This window comes from Bacillales bacterium, assembly GCA_035700025.1.
GTDB lineage: Bacteria > Bacillota > Bacilli > Bacillales > DASSOY01 > DASSOY01.
The window spans coordinates 34,896-52,850 of the sequence record DASSOY010000075.1 but is presented as its reverse complement, the minus strand read 5'-3'; the positions used below and the strand labels follow the sequence as shown (position 1 = coordinate 52,850).

The following is a 17,955-nucleotide window of genomic DNA, read 5'->3' as shown; positions in this document are numbered from 1 at the left end:
TTTGCCGGGAACACCGGCCCTTTTATGAGCTTCATATTGCACCCGAAGGACTGCTTTTGCGAATCCGTTGATTCGTGAAGAGCAGTCTTTTTTTATCGCTTTATTTTGGTACAGTGCTGATATGGCAAGTGGTTGAGGTGGAAATTGTATGGAAGAATTTCGTGTTGCTTGATAGAAAGGAGATCAACGATGATCACTTTAGATGGTCACCAATTGACGTTGCGGCAAGCTGCGCGCGTGTTGTATGACAATGAGACGGTTTGTGCCTCCGAGGAAAGCTGGCGGCGTGTAGAGAAAAGCCGAAAGATGGTAGAGCGGATCGTTAAAGAGGGCGCGGTCGTTTACGGGTTAACGACCGGCTTTGGGAAGCTGAGCGATGTGTTGATTGAGACGGACGACGTTGAGGATTTGCAGTTGAACTTGATCCGCAGCCACGCCTGCGGCGTCGGCGAACCGTTTCCGGAAATGGTCAGCCGGGGCATGTTATTGCTTCGTGCGAACACGCTTTTGAAAGGCTATTCCGGCGTTCGCCGCATCGTCATTGAACGGCTCATGCAGCTGTTGAATACGCGTATTCATCCGGTCGTGCCTCAGCAAGGGTCGCTCGGCGCAAGCGGTGACCTCGCTCCGCTCGCACATCTCGCACTCGTGTTGATCGGCGAAGGCGAGGTGTTTTACAAAGGGGAGCGCGTGGAAGCCATCCAAGCGCTGGCGCGCGAAGGCATTTCCCCGTTGACCTTGTCCGCGAAAGAGGGGTTGGCGTTAATCAACGGTACGCAGGCGATGACCGCGATGGGCGCTGTCGCTTATTTGGAAGCGGAAAAGCTTGCGTATCAAGCGGAAGCGGCAGCCGCCTTGACGATGGAAGGACTGCGGGGCATCATTGATGCTTTTGATGAAGATTTGCACGCGGCGCGCGGTTATCACGAACAAGTGGAAGTTGCTGAAAGGATCAGGGGATACTTGCACGGAAGCCGTTTGGTGAGTCGGCAAGGGGAACTGCGTGTGCAAGATGCGTATTCCTTGCGGTGCATTCCGCAAGTGCATGGAGCCACTTGGCAAACACTCGCTTATGTGAAAAATAAATTAGAAATCGAGTTTAACGCAGCAACCGATAATCCATTGTTGTTTCCAGATGAAGACAAAGTCATATCCGGCGGCAACTTTCACGGCCAGCCGATCGCGTTTGCGATGGATTATCTCGGGATTGCGATGGCGGAGCTTGCGAATATTTCTGAGCGGCGCATCGAGCGGCTCGTCAATCCGCAATTGAATGAAGGCTTGCCGGCGTTTTTAAGCAGTGAACCTGGCTTGCAGTCCGGCGCGATGATCTTACAATATACAGCGGCTTCATTAGTGTCGGAAAATAAAACCTTGGCGCATCCGGCGAGTGTCGATTCGATTCCGTCGTCGGCGAACCAAGAGGATCACGTGAGCATGGGCACGATTGGTTCGCGGCATGCACATCAAATCATCCAAAACGTACGCCGTGTCGTCGCGATTGAGATGATTTGCGCGTTGCAAGCTTGCGAGTTTCGCGGCGTTGAGAAGATGGCGAAAGAGACGTATCGGTTGTGGGAGACGGGACGCAAAATCGTGCAGCCGCTTGAAAAGGACCGCGTGTTTTCGCGGGATATTGAAGCGATGAGCCGTTGGCTGAAGGCATCGGATGTATTTGTGAAGATGAATGAAACGGAGGAATCGAAATGAAAAAAACGACGATACGAGCCCCGAGGGGAACGAAGTTAAATACGAAAGGCTGGGTACAGGAAGCGGCCTTGCGCATGTTGATGAACAACTTGGATCCGGAGGTCGCGGAGCGGCCGGAGGATTTGGTCGTCTACGGCGGAAGCGGAAAAGCGGCGCGAAACTGGGACAGTTTTGAGCGGATCGCGGCGACGCTGAAGACGCTGGAGGAGGATGAGACGTTGATGGTGCAATCCGGGAAACCGGTTGCGGTGTTCAAGTCGCATCCAGATGCGCCGCGCGTGCTGTTGGCGAACTCAAATCTCGTGCCGGCGTGGGCGAATTGGGAGACGTTCCGCAAACTGGAGAAAAAGGGACTGATCATGTTCGGGCAAATGACGGCGGGCAGCTGGATTTACATCGGCAGCCAAGGCATCTTGCAAGGCACGTATGAGACGTTCGCGGAAGCGGCGCGGCAGCATTTCGGCGGGACGCTGGCCGGCACGTTGACCGTGACGGCGGGTCTCGGCGGCATGGGCGGCGCCCAGCCGCTGGCGGTGACGATGAACGACGGCGTCGTGATTGCGGTGGAGCCGGACGCCAAGCGAATCGAGCGGCGCATCGAGACGAAGTATTGCGACGAGATGGCCCAGACGCTCGATGAGGCGTTAGCGAAGGCGCGCGAAGCGCAGCGCGAGCGGCGGCCGCTTTCGATTGGCCTCGTCGGAAACGCTGCGGAAATTTTACCGGAACTTGTGCGGCGAGGGGGAACGCCTGATCTCGTCACCGATCAAACTTCGGCGCATGATCCGTTGAACGGCTACATTCCTGTCGGTTATTCGATTGCGGAAGCTGACAAACTGCGGAAAGACGATCCTGACACGTATTTAAAATTGGCGCGTGAAAGCATCGTCGCTCATGTGGACGCGATGCTTGCTTTGCAAAAGGCAGGCGCGGTTACGTTCGATTACGGCAACAACATTCGCCAAGAAGCTTATAATGCCGGCGTCAAGAATGCGTTTGACTTCCCTGGTTTTGTGCCGGCGTTCATTCGCCCGCAGTTTTGTGAAGGGAAAGGGCCGTTCCGTTGGGTCGCGCTCTCTGGGGATCCGGAAGACATATATAAAACGGACGAAATCATTTTGCGCGAGTTTGCCGACAACAAACATTTGTGCAAATGGATTAAGATGGCGCAGGAGCAAGTATCGTTCCAAGGCTTGCCATCGCGTATTTGCTGGCTCGGCTATGGGGAGCGTGCGAAGTTCGGGCGCATCATTAACGAAATGGTGGCGAGCGGTGAAATTTCGGCGCCGATCGTCATCGGCCGTGACCATCTTGATTGCGGCTCGGTCGCTTCGCCGAACCGGGAAACGGAAGGCATGAAGGACGGCAGTGACGCGATTGCGGACTGGCCGCTTTTAAACGCGATGATTAATGCGGTCAACGGCGCCAGCTGGGTGTCGCTGCACCACGGCGGCGGCGTTGGCATGGGCTATTCGATTCACGCCGGCATGGTCATTGTTGCTGACGGCACGGATAAAGCTGCAGCCCGTCTTGAACGTGTGTTGACGTCTGACCCGGGTATGGGCATCGCGCGTCATGTGGATGCGGGATACGATTTAGCGGTGAAAACAGCGAAAGAGAAGCACGTGCGCATTCCGGGATTGGAGGCCGAATAAATGGATTTAGTTTTGCATAACATCGGGCAATTGTTGACGATGGACAACGGCACCGACACGCCGGTGAAAGGGAAAGCGATGCAGGAGCTTTCTGTGATAAAAAATGCTTGGCTGGCTGTACGCGACGGAAAGATTGCTGAGGTCGGCCAAGGGGACGGCTGGCGTGCGTTTGATGCCGCCGACGTCGTCGATTGCGGCGGCAAGCTTGTCACGCCGGGACTCGTCGAGCCGCATACGCACCTCGTGTTCGGCGGTTCGCGTGAACACGAGATGGCGCTGAAGCAGCAAGGCGTACCTTATCTCGAGATTTTAAAACAAGGCGGAGGCATTTTGTCGACTGTGCGGTCGACGCGCGAAACGTCGGAAGACGTGTTGGCAAAGAAAGCGCGTTTTCATTTGCAACGGATGATGACCTACGGCGTGACGACGATGGAAGCGAAGAGCGGATACGGGCTCGATTACGAAACGGAAATGAAGCAGATGCGCGTAGCGAAGCAGATGAACGAGGAAACGAAAATGGACGTCGTGTCTACGTTTCTCGGCGCGCATGCGATTCCGGAGGAATACAAAGGTGAGCCGGATCGGTTTCTGGAGGTGATGGCGGCGATGCTGCCGGAAATCAAAGAACGCGGACTGGCCGAATACGTTGATATTTTTTGCGAGACGGGCGTGTTTTCCGTTGAGCAATCGCGTACGTTTCTCAAGAAGGCGAAAGCGGAAGGGTTTCGCGTGAAAATTCATGCCGATGAGATCGATCCGCTCGGCGGCGCCGAGCTGGCCGCTGATCTCGGTGCGATTTCAGCCGATCATCTCGTCGGCACATCGGATGAAGGGATGCGTCGGATGGCCGAAGAAGGCGTGATTGCTGTGTTGCTGCCGGGGACGTCTTTTTACCTTGGCAAGGAAAAATACGCCCGTGCACGCGACATGTTGGAAGCGGGGGCGGCAGTTGCGCTTTCAACCGATTTCAACCCGGGAAGTTCGGTAACGGAAAACTTGCAGTTCATCATGAATTTGGCGGCGTTGAAGCTAAAGATGACACCGGAAGAAATTTGGCATGCGGTGACAGTAAATGCGGCTCATGCGATCGGACGCGGGGATTCCGCCGGCAAGCTCGCCGTCGGAAGGAAAGCGGACATCGTCGTATGGGATGCGGACAACTACTTGTACATTCCGTATCATTACGGGGTGAATCACGTAAACTCGGTTTATAAAGCAGGGGAAAAAGTGTTTGAAAGAGGTGGTGTTCATGCCTGAACATTTGCGGCCGGCAGGTCAGGCGGGATTCAAGGACAGTGAAGTAACGAAGGCGCACGAGATCATCCAGCCGTGGAACGGCGGCGAATCCGTTGACGGATTCGGCCTCATCGGCGCGCCGCTATCGAAGCCGTCAATCAGCCACTCCGGCGCCGCGGAGGCGCCAGCGGCGATCCGAAGCGCGTTGTCGTCGTATACGACGTATGCGATCGACAGCGAAGTCGATTTGAAGACGGAAACGCTGCAAGATTTCGGCGACGTGGCGATGCACGTCACCGATTTGGCGGAGTCGCATCGCCGAATCGAAAACACTTTCAGCGAAATCTTTCAATCTCACCCGCACATGCTGCCGATCATTCTCGGCGGTGATCATTCGATCAGCTGCCCGAGCATAAAGGCATTTGCTCAAGCGAAAGGCACGATTGGCGTTATTCAATTCGACGCCCATCACGATTTGCGCAACCTGGAAGACGGCGGTCCGTCGAACGGAACGCCGTTCAGAGGGCTGCTCGAAGCTGGAGCGTTGCGCGGCGAAAACCTCGTGCAAATCGGCATTCGCGATTTTTCCAACAGCCGTGAATATCACGAGTATGGCCGGCAGCAAGGGGTGACCATCTACACGATGCAAGACGTCGTCGAAAAGGGTATCCGGCCAATTTTATCTCATTCACTCAATGGTTTGAAAGAACGTGTCGATGCGGTCTATGTTTCGGTTGACATGGATGTGCTCGATCAAGCATTCGCACCCGGTTGTCCGGCGATTGGTCCCGGCGGCATGGATACCGCGACCTTGCTTTCCGGCATAGCGTTTCTTGGCGGGCGGCCGGAAGTGCGGGGAATCGACATCGTTGAAATCGATCCGACGATTGATTTTCGCAACATGACAAGCCGTGTGGCGGCGCATGTGGTGTTAAACTTCATGAAGGGGAGAGCACAGGAAAGTCTCTGAACGATTCTTCAGAGATTTTTTGCAGGTTTTCGTAAAAACGAGCAGTGATCGTTTTGTATTTTCCTCTGAGTTAAGTGAAACTTTTACCCGTTTGAATCGTCTAATAGATAGATAGGCAATATTTGCTCTGGTCTTGGGAATGGCTTAGGGGGGAGTCGAATGTTCCGGTTGTTGAAGAAAATAGTGGTGACATTGACCGCCGCGTTAACATTCGGTACGTTCGTTCCCGGTTCGCACGTCTCTTCGGACCGTACCCATACGACGAAATCAAGCCGGTTTGAGGGGGCATCGTCCGAAAGCGTTGAAATGAGCTCCGGCTCGGATTCGAACGCCAAGAACCAGACAAAACGCAGAAGGGAAGAAACGCCGGCCTCATGGAATGAAATTGCCGCTGCGGCTGAGCATCCTTCCGAACTGAGAACGAGATTGCCGAAATTTACGGTGAAACTCGCGGTGCGTCAAGGGTTCAGGAAATTCGGTCCTGCCATTTCCAACCAAGTCGGCGATGAGTACCGCGAAACGATTGTACCGAAGATCGGAGATGTTATGGAAGATTTATCGGGTCAATTGGATGAGGATACGTTAAGAAACCTCGTCGTTTCGCAATCACCTTCAGGTGGTTTCGGCGAAAAAATTTTTCATATCTTTGATGGGAGAAACGGTAAAGATCTCGTACGCTTTCATGTTCGCCGGGATCATCCGCCGAAGGACGGGTATTGGTTCAACTTTCATTATCATGTCGTGATGGATCACTATGAAAACCATCATGAACTTGGCAATATTTATTGGGACAAAGATACACCTCCGAAATGGATGGCTTAACGCACTGTTGAGGGTGCGTTTTTTTGATGGCAAGGTTGCGGCGTTTAAGAGGACATTTCGCGACAAATGTCGAATTGAATTAACGGAATCAGCATGGAACTTTATTTCCGGGGGGACGGTGCAATCCGTATGAAAGCTGTTGTTGTTACAAGGTTTGGCGGACTTGAAGGAATGAAATTCGAGGAAGTGGAACGGCCGAAGGTTGGAAACAATCAAGTATTGATCCGCGTTGCGGCTGCTGCGGTGAATTTTGCTGACATTAAATCACGAAAAGGGAAATTCCATGGAGGTCTGCGTCCGCCGTTCATTCCCGGGTTGGATGCGGCGGGAACGGTGGAAGCGATCGGTGCACACGTGACGAGTGTAAAAGTAGGGCAACGCGTGATTGCCTTTCCCACGACGGGATCGTATGCCGAGTATACTGTGGCGAACGAAAACTTGACGTTTCCGATTGCCGATACGGTTGATTTTGAGGTGGCTGCTGCCAGTCCACTCGTTTCATTTACGTCATTTCAACTGCTTTCTGAAGTCGGACGCCTGAAGAAAGGGGAGAATGTAGTTATTCATTCCGCTGCGGGCGGCGTGGGTACGACGGCGATCCAAACCGCCAAGATTCTCGGAGCGGGATTGATCATCGGAACCGTCAGCCGTGACGAGAAGAAGGAAACGGTATTGAAAGCCGGAGCCGACGTTGTGCTTAATTACGAGAAGGAGGACATTGTAAAAAAAATACTGCACTACACGGACGGGCATGGGGGAGATGTGATTCTCGATTCCATTGCGGCAGAAATTGGAGAAAAAAGTATGGAATGCCTTGCGATGTACGGCCGGCTTGTGAATTTCGGCAATGCTGGGGGGCGGCCGGTGCAGTTCCAATCAACGGATTTGCATTCGACGTGTCGATCAGTACTCGGATTCAGTCTCGGAACGACGATCAAGCGGCGTCCGGAAATAGTAAGGCAGACGGCGGAACAAGTATTGCCTTACTTGGCTGACGGTCGGTTGAACATCGTAATCGGACGTAAGCTGCCTTTGGAAGAGGCGAGAGCGGCTCATGATTGGATTGAAAGCCGGAGAAGCACCGGGAAGGTTATACTTGTTCCTTGATCCGAAAGGTTTTTGTCTACAAGAGTGTGGAGAAACCTTAAGGTTTCTCCACACTTTGAGCAGCCGATTCTTTTTTAATTACCCCATTAATTTCTCCGGCAGCCATGTGACAATTTGCGGGAAGATGCTGAAGAGGACGATCGAAAGTCCGATGACGATGATATAAGGAAGTGAACCTTTTAAGATTTCCGATGTCGGAATGTCCGGAGCAATTCCTTTAACAACAAATAAATTCAGTCCGACCGGAGGCGTGATGAGGCCCATCTCCATATTAATTGTCATGATGACGCCGAACCAGATCGGATCAAATCCGAGCGCCGTAATAATCGGATAAATGATGGGCGCCGTCATTAATATAATGGCAACCGGCAGCAAGAAGCATCCCAACAATAACAGGAACAGGTTAATGAAAAGCAAAATCAACCATTTGTTCATGTTCAGTCCTGCGATATACCCGGCGAGATCCTGCGGAATGGAAAGGAAGCTCATGACCGTACCAATCAAGAATGAAAAGGCGATGATCAACAAGATCATCGTGCTCTCTTTCGTCGACTCGAGCAAAATGTTCATCATTTTCTTCAGTGTCATCGATCGGTAAAAGACGACGACCATGATTAAGGCTAGAATCGCCCCGACAGCCGCTGCCTCACTTGGCGTCGCAAATCCGCCGTACAGCGATACAAGAATCGCGACCAACAACGCAACAAATGGAAAAACTTGGAGAAAAGACTTAAATCGATCTTTCCATGAAAAATCGGCGATGACCGGACCGTTTTCTGCCGTCTCACCTCCGACGGAGATTCCGCGCCGTTCCAATAACGTCGCGATGACGATCCAGATACAAAACATCACAGTCAAGATGATGCCTGGGATAATACCGCCGAGAAACAACTGTCCAATTGATTGTTCGACGGCAATTCCGTATAAAATTAATGTGACGCTCGGAGGAATGAGAATGCCGAGCGTACCGCCGGCAACTACAGCTCCGGTTGCGATCGGATTCGAATAGCCTCTCTTTTTCATTTCCGGAATCGCTACTTTTCCGATGGCTGCAGCAGTAGCCGCGCTCGATCCCGATAACGCCGCAAACAACGCGGAGGCAGCAACGGAACTGATCGCGAGCCCGCCGGGGAGGCGACCGACCCATTTTTGTGCGGCCGAAAACAAGTCAATGCTCGCTTTCGAACCGGCAAAAATCGCTCCCATCAATACAAATAGAGGGATGGCAAGCAAAGAGAAGTTATCGAGCGATTGATAAATGAAATTCGCCAACAGTTCAAATTGGGCGGGTTCCAAAAATATGAAAATCGTTGCCACAGCAACGATGCCCAATGCAAAGGCAATGGGCATGCCGGCCATTAACAAAACCAGGGTGGCAACAGCCATGAAAATGCCTGCAACTAATGAATGCAAAACGGATCACTCCTTCATGAGGCGGATTCGTTCGCGTGATCTCCGCCATTTTTGAAACGTCGAATGTCTTCGAATATAATCACGATGAATTGCAGCGAAACGAGCGTCATCCCTAACGGCAAAATAAAATAGGGATACGTAAGCGGAGGTCCCCACAGTGTTTCCGAGGTCCAGCCTTCGGAAGTCGCATGCCACCACATGTGCCATCCTCTGTAAGCGACAAACACCGTTAATACGAGCCCGATGAACGAAGTGACGATCCGTAACCCCTTGCGAATCCGCTCGGGTAAAATCATCAATGCAATGTCGACGTTTACGTGGGCGTCGTGTTTTAATCCGTAAGCCGCTCCGACGAAGGCGCCGAACATTAATAAGTAAATGCTTAATTCCGTCTGCCAAATCGTTGGAGAACCGAAAATATATCGCACCGCCACTTTGTAAAAAATAATCAAAGCTGCGGCAAAAAGTGCAATGCCGCTTAAATAACCGCTGATTTCGCTGATCGTGTTGATGATCCGAATAAAAACCGGTTTGCGGTCGTTGTTGATGCTCATCGTTTACCTCCTGAACGCTGATTTAAAACAGTGGCTGTGACCAACGATGAGTCGGACACAGCCACGTCCACCTTACTTATTGATTCGGAAGGGTTTTCTTTGCTAATTCCATTAACTCTTTTCCGCCTTCGACATTATTCGCAAAGTCATCCCAAATCGGTTTAGCGAGTTCCACCCATTGTTGATAAGCTTCGTCAGGCATCGGAACTACGTTAACCCCTTTTTCTTTAAACAAATCGGAAACGCGCTTGTCGTCCGCCGCTGAAGCCTCGTACACCCAAGGCTGCAACTCTGCGGCCGTTTCTTCAATTGCTTTTTGCTGATCTTTGGAAAGCTTGTCCCACGTATCCATGCTGATCAACAACGGTTCAAACATGAACCAGAACGTGTTTTCCAACGAGTTCGTGTAAGAATCGACTTGTTCATAAAGTTTGTACGATGCGAAAGAAGAGTTAGATGTCACTCCTGCGTCAAGTACACCTGTTTGGAACGCTTGATACATTTCTGACGAAGACATGCTCGTGATGCCGGCGCCTGCTGCTTTCAGCATCGCTTCAACACGATCGCCGGCGGCTCGCATGACCATTCCGTCTTTAACATCGGAGGGAGATACAACCGGATCGCCTTTGGCACCGATCGCCCCTGCATTCCAACACCATACGAGAATTTTTACGCCGTTCTCTTCAGCAATGGCTTCCAATTTTTTACCGATTTCCGCGGTTTGCCAAGCTTGTGCCTGTTTGTGGTTTTTGATCAATGCCGGCATAAGTGTAATGCCGTACTGGGGCACTTTACCGCCCGCGTAATCCAAAGGATAAACACTCATGTCAATGGAACCGTTCAACATTGCGTCGTATTGGGCCTTCGATTTGACGAGCGAAGATGAAGGATAAATCTGTACTTTGACACTTCCCCCGGATTTCTCTTCGACTTTTTCGGCAAATTTCTGTGCTAAAACGGCACGAAAGTCTCCTTCACCGTTCGTAGGTTTCGGCCATTGATGGGAAAGTTTCAGCGTCACCGACTTTTCGCCGCTGCTGCCGCCGTCATCACCGCCTGTGGATGTGTTTCCGCTTCCGGAACCACCGCCGCATGCAGCAAGGATGCCAATCATCAGAGCCAAGACCAATCCTAAACTGAAGTGCTTCTTCACGAATGATCTCCCCTTTTTTTGTAAAATGAGTTTCGCAGAAATGTAAACGCTTTCTTTTTTGGTAAAAGTTAACCTCCCCAAACAAGGATCAGGTGCAAACGAGAAAAGTATCGTCAACTGTCGACAATGGTTGTCTAAATTCTAAACGAACATTCGTAAAATTGCAACACGAAAATTGAATTTTGTTCGCAAAAATGGAAAACAATGAACATCGAGACGTATTTATGATTGAATTTTATGACGATACGTATTATGATGTAAACAGTCAACTGTCGACAATGGGGAGAAAGATTTCCGTCATAAAAGTGATATACTTATAGCAAGGAAAATGATTCGCTTTTATGTAACGGGAGGAATGTCTTCGTGGGAAAAAGGCAAGAAATCGACAATAATTCGTTGTCAAAGATTATTGCGGAAAAGATCACCGAACAAATCATTACGGGAGAACTGCAGCCCGGAGAAAAAATCGTCGAAACCGTTTATGCCGACGAGTACGGAACGAGTCGTGCGCCCATTCGTGAAGCATTGTATTTGCTAACAATCGAAGGGCTCGTCGAACGTGTGCCGAGAAAAGGGGCAGTTGTAAAAGGGTACACGAATTTTGAAATGTACGATTTGCTCGAAATTCGCATGATGCTGGAAGATCTTACGATGAGACGAATTCGTGAAACCGGCATCGTCGTGGAACTCGTAGACGAAATGGAAAAGTTGATTCCGTTCATGGAAGAGGCGAAGAGCCATGAAGAATATGCAACGTTGAATCATCAGTTCCACTCTTTGATCGTCAAGATGTCGCAGAGCGAAGTGATTATGAACATGTATGCAAGGCTCGGATTGCCGCTTCTTACGCTGCAAACGATGTCTTTCCTCGAAGAGCGTTATATTTTGAAGTCGTTGCAAGAGCACCGTTTGATCATTGAAATGTTGAAAATCAACCGATTTGACAAAGCACACGAAATTTTGCAAAAGCATAATCAAGACGTGATTGGCAGAGTCGAAAACACGATTGCCGAGAAAAAGCGGGAGGATTAAGTGAGAGAGGGGCGGTAATGTGAGAGTTACCATTAGCCGCGTTGAAAAGAACGGAAAAATTTCGCTGCAAGAAAGCGGCGGCATCGCGATTGTAACAATTTATCGTCCGGCGTACAAAAACGCATTGACGGCGAACATGTGGAAAGAATTACGCCGGGTGGCAACAAGAATTCCTCTCCATCGAAAAACCAAAGTCGTATTGTTGCGAGGAGCCGGGGGGCTGTTCACCGCTGGTTCGGACATAAAAGAATTCAACACCATGACCATCGATCAAGCAAACGAAGCGTTTCGCCTCATGGAAGAGGCGGTTTCCGCGTTCGAGAAGCTGCCGTTGCCAACAATCGGGATCATTAACGGTCCTGCTATGGGGGCGGGTTTGGAACTGGCATTGGCATGCGATTTAAGGATTGGCACTTCGAAAACGAAAATGGGCATGCCGATCGGTAAGCTCGGCATCACCTTAAGCAAGGCGTTCACGAAGCGTATTGTTAACATAGTCGGACCGAGCAGAATGAAAGACCTTGTGTATACCGGCCGCTTACTCAGTCCAGAGGAATCAATGCAATGGGGCTTGATTAATTATTTATTGACAGATACGCAAAATCCGGATCATTTCGCCGCGAAATTAGCGAAAAAGGTGAAGAGTCAGTCCTGTTCGTCCTTGCAGGCAGTCAAGGAAGCGGTCGCGTTCAGCAATCCCCTATTCGATGTGCCCGTTCATGGCCGGTTTCAATCAAGCGTCGATCCTGACGATTTTCCGGAAGGGGTTCGTGCATTTGTCGAGAAGAGAAAGCCGATTTTTAAGGAGTGATAAGATGCTTCCGCTTGAAGGATTGAAAGTCGTTGATTTGACGAGAATTTTAAGCGGCCCCTTTTGCACGATGACATTGGCTGATTTGGGGGCGGAAGTCATCAAGATCGAAAGCCCAAAGGGGGATGATACAAGGGAATGGGGGCCGCCTTTCGTTGGGGATGAAAGTGCTTATTTTCTGAGCGTGAACCGAAACAAGAAAAGCATTGTGCTTAACTTGAAGACCGAGAAAGGCAAAGAAATTCTTTTTCGGTTAGTGAAAGATGCGGACGTTGTCGTTGAGAATTTTCGTCCCGGGACGCTTGATCGTCTCGGCATCGGTTATGAAACGTTGAAAAAAAGAAATCGGAAAATCATATTGGCTTCGATTTCGGGTTTCGGCCAAACGGGGCCGTATGCACAAAAGCCAGGGTATGATGTGCTTGCCCAAGGTATGGGAGGGTTGATGTCGGTTACCGGCGAACCGGGGAGACCTCCCGTAAAAGGCGGCTTTTCACTTGCCGACCTCGGGGCCGGCATGTGGGCGGTAATCGGAATTTTGGCTGCGCTTCGCGAACGGGAATATTCGGGCGAAGGGCAGTGGGTGGACGCTTCGTTGCTCGATACAATGATTTCTTGGCAAACCTATTTAGCAGGAAACTATTTTGCTTCGGGCGAGAATCCGAAACCACTTGGTGGTGCGCATCCGAATATCGTCCCTTATCAAGTATTTGAAGCATCGGACGGCTATTTTATTCTTGCCGTCGGTAATGACAGTTTGTGGGAAAGCTTTGTGGACTCAATGAATATGGATATTTTGCGAGAATCACGTTTCAAATCGAATCCTGACAGGGTCAAGCACCGCAATGAGCTCATTTCCATTTTGGACGATATATTCATCGGCCGCCCTAAATCGGCATGGATTCAACAATTCGAAGCCGCAAAAATTCCATGTGGACCTGTCAATCAATTTTCCGACATCCTTGATGATCGGCATGTAAAAGAACGAGAGATGGTTATCGAGGCGGACCATCCGCATGCCGGTACTTTCAAAATGCTTGGATTTCCGTTGAAACTATCGAGAATGTCCGGTACAGCAACAACGGCGCCGCCGCTTCTCGGCCAGCACTCAGGTGATCTCTTGAAAAGTCTCGGTTATGACGAGGAAGAGATTGCGGCTTTCGCCGCGGATGGAATTATTAATCATTCGCATTGAGTGTCGACAATCGACCGAAAATGACTTGAGGAGTTGTAAAATGGTCATCGATCCCCATGAACTTTCTGATAAAGATGTTTACAAACTGTTAATTGGTTCCGTCGTTCCGCGGCCCATCGCCTGGGTATCGACCGTGAATGCTGCAGGGGTGTGCAACCTCGCGCCTTTCAGTTTTTTTACGGTCGCTTCGAGAAAGCCGCCGATGCTTTGCTTTTCCATCGGCCCCGGGGTAAATGAACGTCAAGGCACCATTAAAGACACGTTGATCAATATTCGCGGAATGAAGGAGTTCGTAATCAACGTCGTTTCATTACCACTTGCTGACGCAATGTACGAAACGTCCCGCCACCTGCCTCCGTCTGTCGATGAATTCCAAGCAGCCAACGTAACTCCTGTGGAAAGCGTCGAAGTGAAGGTGCCGCGTGTGAAAGAGTCGCTGATTCAGATGGAATGTAAGTTGGAAACAATTATTCCGCTCGGCGGGGACCATTTGGTCATTGGAAGAATGGTCAAATATCATATACGCGACGATTTGTACAAGAATGGAAGAATCGATTTGCAAGCTTTGCAACCGGTCGGCCGGCTTGCGGGGAATTACACTTCTGTTGATCATCTCTTTGAATTGCCGCGGAAGAGCACTCAAAAAAAGCAACCGACTCGTTAAGAAGAGTTGCTTTTTTTCTTTGTGACGAGTTTGTTTACTTGGAGACGCACCGAATCCAATTCCAAATCTAAGTAGTGCATGTAATCGTCGATGATTTTCTTCTGGACGCCCTCGAGTATCGGTTTTAATTCAAGATTCGGCCCATATTGCATGGTCAGCGTGACTTTAAGAGAAGGTACTCCTTCCAGCTGAATATCGACCCGATCGCATGAAACGACTTCGGGAATCGACTCGGCCGCATGAGCGGCAATCGCTTCAAAGACAGTTGAAGAGATGTTGATTGTATAGTTATGGAAAAACGGTTGAACAATCGTCGTTTCACCGATGAGTTCTTTTTTCGGCGAAAACACTTTAATCCCCTGATCGATCAGTTTTTTGAATAATTTTTTTTCGACTTGAGCGTGAGGAACGGGAATAATGTGGTCACCTCTCGTGTGGCGGGCAAACAGCGCCGCTTTCAATTCGCCGGAGGATCGAATGTCTTCAATTTTGACGTAATGATCCACTTTTCCGAGTGCGAGCCTGGAGACGATTTTTTCAATCATGTTTTTTGAAGTGCCGATGACCAATAGCTTGTCGATGGCCAGCAGATCAAGTGTGTTCCGTACTTGCTCAGCATGATCGTCGTAGTGAAAAATCGCCCGCTTGACGGCAGTGATGTAGTTTTTTTCTTCTTTTGCGGAAACGCCTGCGCTTTTTGTGCCGTTATGAATGAGCAGACCGTCGTCGATAATCGCCGGAATGCCGTGATCGTAAGCAAAAGTCAACGCGCTCGAGCTTTTTCCAGATCCGCTTCGTCCGTATAGCGCGTAAATTTCCATGATTAAGTTCTCCCATCAATAGGATGGAAGTATTATATCCATCTCCGTTAAAAAATGCAAATGATTTTCAGGGTTCGAAAAATTGAAAAGATTTACGGTCAGACGTAAACTGAATACAAGTGTCGTCGTCTCATGTGTCATCCGAAGAGAGGAGGGATCACAATTCAATCAAAGATCTATCATTTTTCGGACGTCAGCGACGTCAACGAAACGTATATGGCAAAAGGGTGGACGGACGGCCTGCCCATTGTCCCGCCGACCAAGGAAAAGGTTCAAGCGATGCTCGATTTTTCGGGAATGACAGGGGATTATGTGATAGGCGGTATCCCGGAACGAAAAAAAGTGTTTACCGCTGAAAAAGTTGCGGTTAATGCGGTGATGGCGGGGTGTTTGCCTCAGTATTTTTCGGTTGTTGTTGCTGCTTTAACGGCTTTGAGCGATGAAAAGTTTAATCTGCACGGGCCGACCGCGAGCACTCACGGGGCCGCATTACTCATGATTTTGAACGGACCGGTCGTCGAACAGCTCGGTATCAACAGTGGACAAAACGTATTTGGACCTGGCAATCGCGCGAATATGACGATTGGACGGACCATTCGTTTAGTATTACACAACCTCGGCGGCTGCCGTGAGTTCGATCGTTCCACGCTCGGCCATCCGGGAAAAATTTCTTATTGCATCGCTGAACGTGAGACCGACTGGACGCCCTTGCACGTTGAACGCGGCTTTGATCGGGAAGACAGCACAGTTACCGTCATTGCTGCAGAAGGGCCGAACCAAATCCAAAACAGCGCGTCGACCGAGCCGGAAGGCATCTTGCTCACGTTGGCTGACCGAATATCAGCTGTCGGGAATTTCAACCTCGTTAAAGATCAGCAGTTCACAGTCGTGCTCTGCCCTGAACATTATCGGACATGCCATGTGCATGGCTGGGATAAACAAAGAGTGAAGGAATTCTTGTATGAGAAGGCGAGACGTCCGGTGGCTGATTTGAAGAGATTTGGTGGATTGCCTGGTGAAGTGACAGAACAAGACTATCAAATAATGAAGACAGCCGCTCCTTCGCCCGAGGACATTCTGCTTGTCGTTGCCGGCGGGGAAGCGGGGAGGTTTTCGGCGGTCATTCCAGGCTGGGGTACGAAAAAACAGACGGAAGCCATCACGCGCTCGATCAAATCGTGCACCGGAGACGGCTGACAGCTTTGACGGCTCATTCGGCGAATGAGCAGAAACGGTTGTAATCATCGATTGACGAGAGAAGGTGAATAAATGGAAGGAATTACCGTGTTGGATCCAACGAATGAGAGATCCATTACTGAATCTTCAAAAGTGGAACGTCTCAGCACCTTGAAAGGAAAGATTGTCGGTTTTGTCGATAATGGGAAACGGAACTCGGATGTTGTGCTGAAAATGATTGCAGAGGAGCTTAAGGAAAGGTATAGGCTGAAAGACATTGTCTTTATCCGTAAACCGTCGTCTTCTCATCAAATTCCTTATGGAGACGCAACGCGGTTAAAAAAAGCTTGCGATGCGGTCGTCACCGGAATTGGTGATTGAGGATCTTGCAGTTCGGGCAGTTTGCTCGATGCGTTAGTAATGGAAAGACAGGGGGTTCCGGCATGTGCCGTTTTAACGGAACCGTTTGTTGCTTCGGGGAAAGCGATGGCACTTGCTCAAGGTTTTCCTGACTATCCTTTTACAGTGATGGAACATCCGATTTCCGCTGCTGAACCGGAAGAGCTGGAAGCGCGGGCGAAAGCTATCGTGGATGAAGTATGTGATCTGTTGGTGCGGCGAAATGAAAATGACTCCGATCGTTGAATCGGAGTCATTGCTTTACCTATTTGCAGAGAGGCGTATCTCGCTGCATTTGCGCTATAGGGGTTCTAAAGCGGCTGTGATGATGCGATCGCAACTCCTTACCGTTGAACGTGTATAAATTAAAAAAGTGTTACGAGGGCTTATTGAAATGTTAGTTTGAAAGAAGAAAGGGGAAAATGAATATGGATTTAGGATTGCAAGGAAAATCGGTGCTCGTTACAGCTGCAAGCAAAGGATTAGGAAAGGCAACGGCAAAACAATTTGCTAAAGAAGGCGCGCATGTTTTCCTCTCGAGCCGAAGCGAAGAGGAATTGAAAAGGACCGTCGAAGAGATTCGGTCGGAAACCGGAAATGACGATGTGAGATATGCGGTTTGTGACATTACGAAACCGCAGGATGTCAAGGATCTCGTAGCAGAAATCGTTGATTGGAAAGGCACTGTGGATGTATTGATCAATAATTCCGGCGGGCCGCCGGCAGGCGGGTTTGACAGCTTTGACGACGAGCAATGGCAGTTCGCTTTTGAATTGAATTTGCTAAGCTTCGTGCGGACGATTCGTGAGGTACTTCCACATATGAGAAAACAAGGAAGCGGTCACATCGTGAATTTCACTTCTTCGTCGATGAAACAACCGGTCGACGATTTGATTTTATCGAACACCTTCCGTACTGGCGTCGTTGGATTGGCAAAAAGTTTGTCTCAAGAACTGGCGAAAGACAATATTTTGGTCAACGTCGTCGGCCCGGGCAGGATTGCTACCGATCGTGTAGCGCATCTTGACAAAGTCAAGGCCGACAAATTGAATGTGAATCCGGAAGCGGTGAAAGCAAATGCAGAACAATCGATACCGTTGGGGAGGTACGGTGAGCCTGCTGAATTTGCCCGCATGGTTGTTTTTCTTTGCTCAAATGCGAATACGTACATCACCGGTCAATCGCTGCTAGTGGACGGCGGCCTCGTTAAGGCGCTTTAAGGACACCGGAGATTGGA

Annotated in this window: 18 protein-coding genes; 14 read left to right on the top strand and 4 right to left on the bottom strand. The window is 50.0% G+C overall.

The features are described 5' to 3' along the window. The first annotated feature begins 189 nt into the window (after nt 1-189). The 6 genes from hutH (at nt 190) to VFK44_13630 (ending at nt 7,500) form a co-directional block, all read left to right on the top strand. A complete protein-coding gene (gene hutH, locus VFK44_13655) occupies nt 190-1,710 on the top strand; it encodes a histidine ammonia-lyase (GenBank protein HET7629414.1) in 1,521 nt (506 codons plus the stop codon). After that, a complete protein-coding gene (gene hutU / locus VFK44_13650) occupies nt 1,701-3,365 on the top strand; it encodes a urocanate hydratase (protein ID HET7629413.1) in 1,665 nt (554 codons plus the stop codon). Before hutH ends, hutU begins: the two co-directional genes overlap by 10 nt. Beyond that, nucleotides 3,366-4,622 (top strand): imidazolonepropionase, encoded by a 1,257-nt coding sequence (hutI, locus tag VFK44_13645; protein HET7629412.1) that lies wholly within the window; start codon nt 3,366-3,368, stop codon nt 4,620-4,622. Then, complete coding sequence (gene hutG / locus VFK44_13640; GenBank protein ID HET7629411.1) at nt 4,615-5,571, top strand: formimidoylglutamase; 957 nt, start codon at nt 4,615-4,617, stop codon at nt 5,569-5,571. The genes hutI and hutG overlap by 8 nt, the downstream gene beginning before the upstream one ends. Nucleotides 5,572-5,730: 159 nt before the next feature. Continuing rightward, a complete protein-coding gene (locus tag VFK44_13635) occupies nt 5,731-6,393 on the top strand; it encodes a YpjP family protein (GenBank protein ID HET7629410.1) in 663 nt (220 codons plus the stop codon). A 129-nt stretch (nt 6,394-6,522) separates the two neighbouring features. Then, nucleotides 6,523-7,500, top strand: coding sequence for a zinc-binding dehydrogenase (locus VFK44_13630; protein ID HET7629409.1), 978 nt, complete (start codon nt 6,523-6,525; stop codon nt 7,498-7,500). Between the two features lie 78 nt (nt 7,501-7,578). Here the strand turns inward: VFK44_13630 and VFK44_13625 are convergent, their stop codons facing one another. From VFK44_13625 to dctP, 3 genes are all read right to left on the bottom strand, one after another. After that, nucleotides 7,579-8,913: a TRAP transporter large permease subunit gene (locus tag VFK44_13625; GenBank protein HET7629408.1), complete on the bottom strand. Its 1,335-nt coding sequence runs from the start codon at nt 8,911-8,913 to the stop codon at nt 7,579-7,581. 14 nt (nt 8,914-8,927) lie between these two features. After that, nucleotides 8,928-9,467, bottom strand: a complete 540-nt coding sequence (locus tag VFK44_13620) for a TRAP transporter small permease (GenBank protein HET7629407.1) — start codon at nt 9,465-9,467, stop codon at nt 8,928-8,930. A gap of 76 nt (nt 9,468-9,543) precedes the next feature. Beyond that, nucleotides 9,544-10,620: a TRAP transporter substrate-binding protein DctP gene (gene dctP / locus VFK44_13615; protein ID HET7629406.1), complete on the bottom strand. Its 1,077-nt coding sequence runs from the start codon at nt 10,618-10,620 to the stop codon at nt 9,544-9,546. Between the two features lie 363 nt (nt 10,621-10,983). Between dctP and VFK44_13610 the strand changes: the two genes are divergently transcribed. The 4 genes from VFK44_13610 to VFK44_13595 are packed head-to-tail and all read left to right on the top strand — an operon-like array spanning nt 10,984 to nt 14,322. Continuing rightward, the gene (locus tag VFK44_13610) at nt 10,984-11,652 is read left to right on the top strand and encodes a GntR family transcriptional regulator (protein ID HET7629405.1); all 669 of its coding nucleotides are present in this window, start codon (nt 10,984-10,986) and stop codon (nt 11,650-11,652) included. 19 nt (nt 11,653-11,671) lie between these two features. Further along, nucleotides 11,672-12,463, top strand: a complete 792-nt coding sequence (locus VFK44_13605) for an enoyl-CoA hydratase/isomerase family protein (GenBank protein ID HET7629404.1) — start codon at nt 11,672-11,674, stop codon at nt 12,461-12,463. A gap of 4 nt (nt 12,464-12,467) precedes the next feature. Then, the gene (locus VFK44_13600; GenBank protein HET7629403.1) at nt 12,468-13,658 is read left to right on the top strand and encodes a CoA transferase; all 1,191 of its coding nucleotides are present in this window, start codon (nt 12,468-12,470) and stop codon (nt 13,656-13,658) included. A gap of 40 nt (nt 13,659-13,698) precedes the next feature. Further along, nucleotides 13,699-14,322, top strand: a complete 624-nt coding sequence (locus VFK44_13595; protein ID HET7629402.1) for a flavin reductase family protein — start codon at nt 13,699-13,701, stop codon at nt 14,320-14,322. Here the strand turns inward: VFK44_13595 and VFK44_13590 are convergent. Further along, a complete protein-coding gene (locus VFK44_13590; protein ID HET7629401.1) occupies nt 14,319-15,143 on the bottom strand; it encodes a hypothetical protein in 825 nt (274 codons plus the stop codon). The genes VFK44_13595 and VFK44_13590 overlap by 4 nt on opposite strands. 132 nt (nt 15,144-15,275) lie before the next feature. On the opposite strand from VFK44_13590, the gene VFK44_13585 reads away from it, so the two are divergent. The 4 genes from VFK44_13585 to VFK44_13570 all read left to right on the top strand — a co-directional run bounded on the left by VFK44_13585 (nt 15,276) and on the right by VFK44_13570 (nt 17,938). Further along, nucleotides 15,276-16,340 (top strand): hypothetical protein, encoded by a 1,065-nt coding sequence (locus VFK44_13585; protein HET7629400.1) that lies wholly within the window; start codon nt 15,276-15,278, stop codon nt 16,338-16,340. 72 nt (nt 16,341-16,412) lie between these two features. Continuing rightward, a complete protein-coding gene (locus tag VFK44_13580) occupies nt 16,413-16,700 on the top strand; it encodes a hypothetical protein (GenBank protein ID HET7629399.1) in 288 nt (95 codons plus the stop codon). A gap of 39 nt (nt 16,701-16,739) precedes the next feature. Continuing rightward, entirely contained in the window at nt 16,740-16,964 is a 225-nt protein-coding gene (locus VFK44_13575) for a hypothetical protein (GenBank protein HET7629398.1), read from the top strand. A gap of 182 nt (nt 16,965-17,146) precedes the next feature. Then, nucleotides 17,147-17,938 carry an SDR family oxidoreductase gene (locus tag VFK44_13570; GenBank protein ID HET7629397.1) on the top strand — a complete coding sequence of 264 codons (792 nt, stop codon included), beginning with the start codon at nt 17,147-17,149 and terminating at the stop codon, nt 17,936-17,938. The last annotated feature ends 17 nt before the right edge of the window (nt 17,939-17,955 follow it).

Coding starts and splice junctions, on each gene's coding strand:
- VFK44_13630 (HET7629409.1), top strand. CDS start 6,523: ATGAAAGCTGTTGTTGTTACAAGGTTTGGCGGACTTGAAGGAATGAAA.
- VFK44_13580 (HET7629399.1), top strand. CDS start 16,413: ATGGAAGGAATTACCGTGTTGGATCCAACGAATGAGAGATCCATTACT.
- VFK44_13620 (HET7629407.1), bottom strand. CDS start 9,467: ATGAGCATCAACAACGACCGCAAACCGGTTTTTATTCGGATCATCAAC.
- VFK44_13570 (HET7629397.1), top strand. CDS start 17,147: ATGGATTTAGGATTGCAAGGAAAATCGGTGCTCGTTACAGCTGCAAGC.
- VFK44_13575 (HET7629398.1), top strand. CDS start 16,740: ATGGAAAGACAGGGGGTTCCGGCATGTGCCGTTTTAACGGAACCGTTT.
- hutI (HET7629412.1), top strand. CDS start 3,366: ATGGATTTAGTTTTGCATAACATCGGGCAATTGTTGACGATGGACAAC.
- VFK44_13590 (HET7629401.1), bottom strand. CDS start 15,143: ATGGAAATTTACGCGCTATACGGACGAAGCGGATCTGGAAAAAGCTCG.
- VFK44_13635 (HET7629410.1), top strand. CDS start 5,731: ATGTTCCGGTTGTTGAAGAAAATAGTGGTGACATTGACCGCCGCGTTA.
- hutG (HET7629411.1), top strand. CDS start 4,615: ATGCCTGAACATTTGCGGCCGGCAGGTCAGGCGGGATTCAAGGACAGT.
- VFK44_13600 (HET7629403.1), top strand. CDS start 12,468: ATGCTTCCGCTTGAAGGATTGAAAGTCGTTGATTTGACGAGAATTTTA.
- VFK44_13585 (HET7629400.1), top strand. CDS start 15,276: ATGTGTCATCCGAAGAGAGGAGGGATCACAATTCAATCAAAGATCTAT.
- VFK44_13595 (HET7629402.1), top strand. CDS start 13,699: ATGGTCATCGATCCCCATGAACTTTCTGATAAAGATGTTTACAAACTG.
- hutH (HET7629414.1), top strand. CDS start 190: ATGATCACTTTAGATGGTCACCAATTGACGTTGCGGCAAGCTGCGCGC.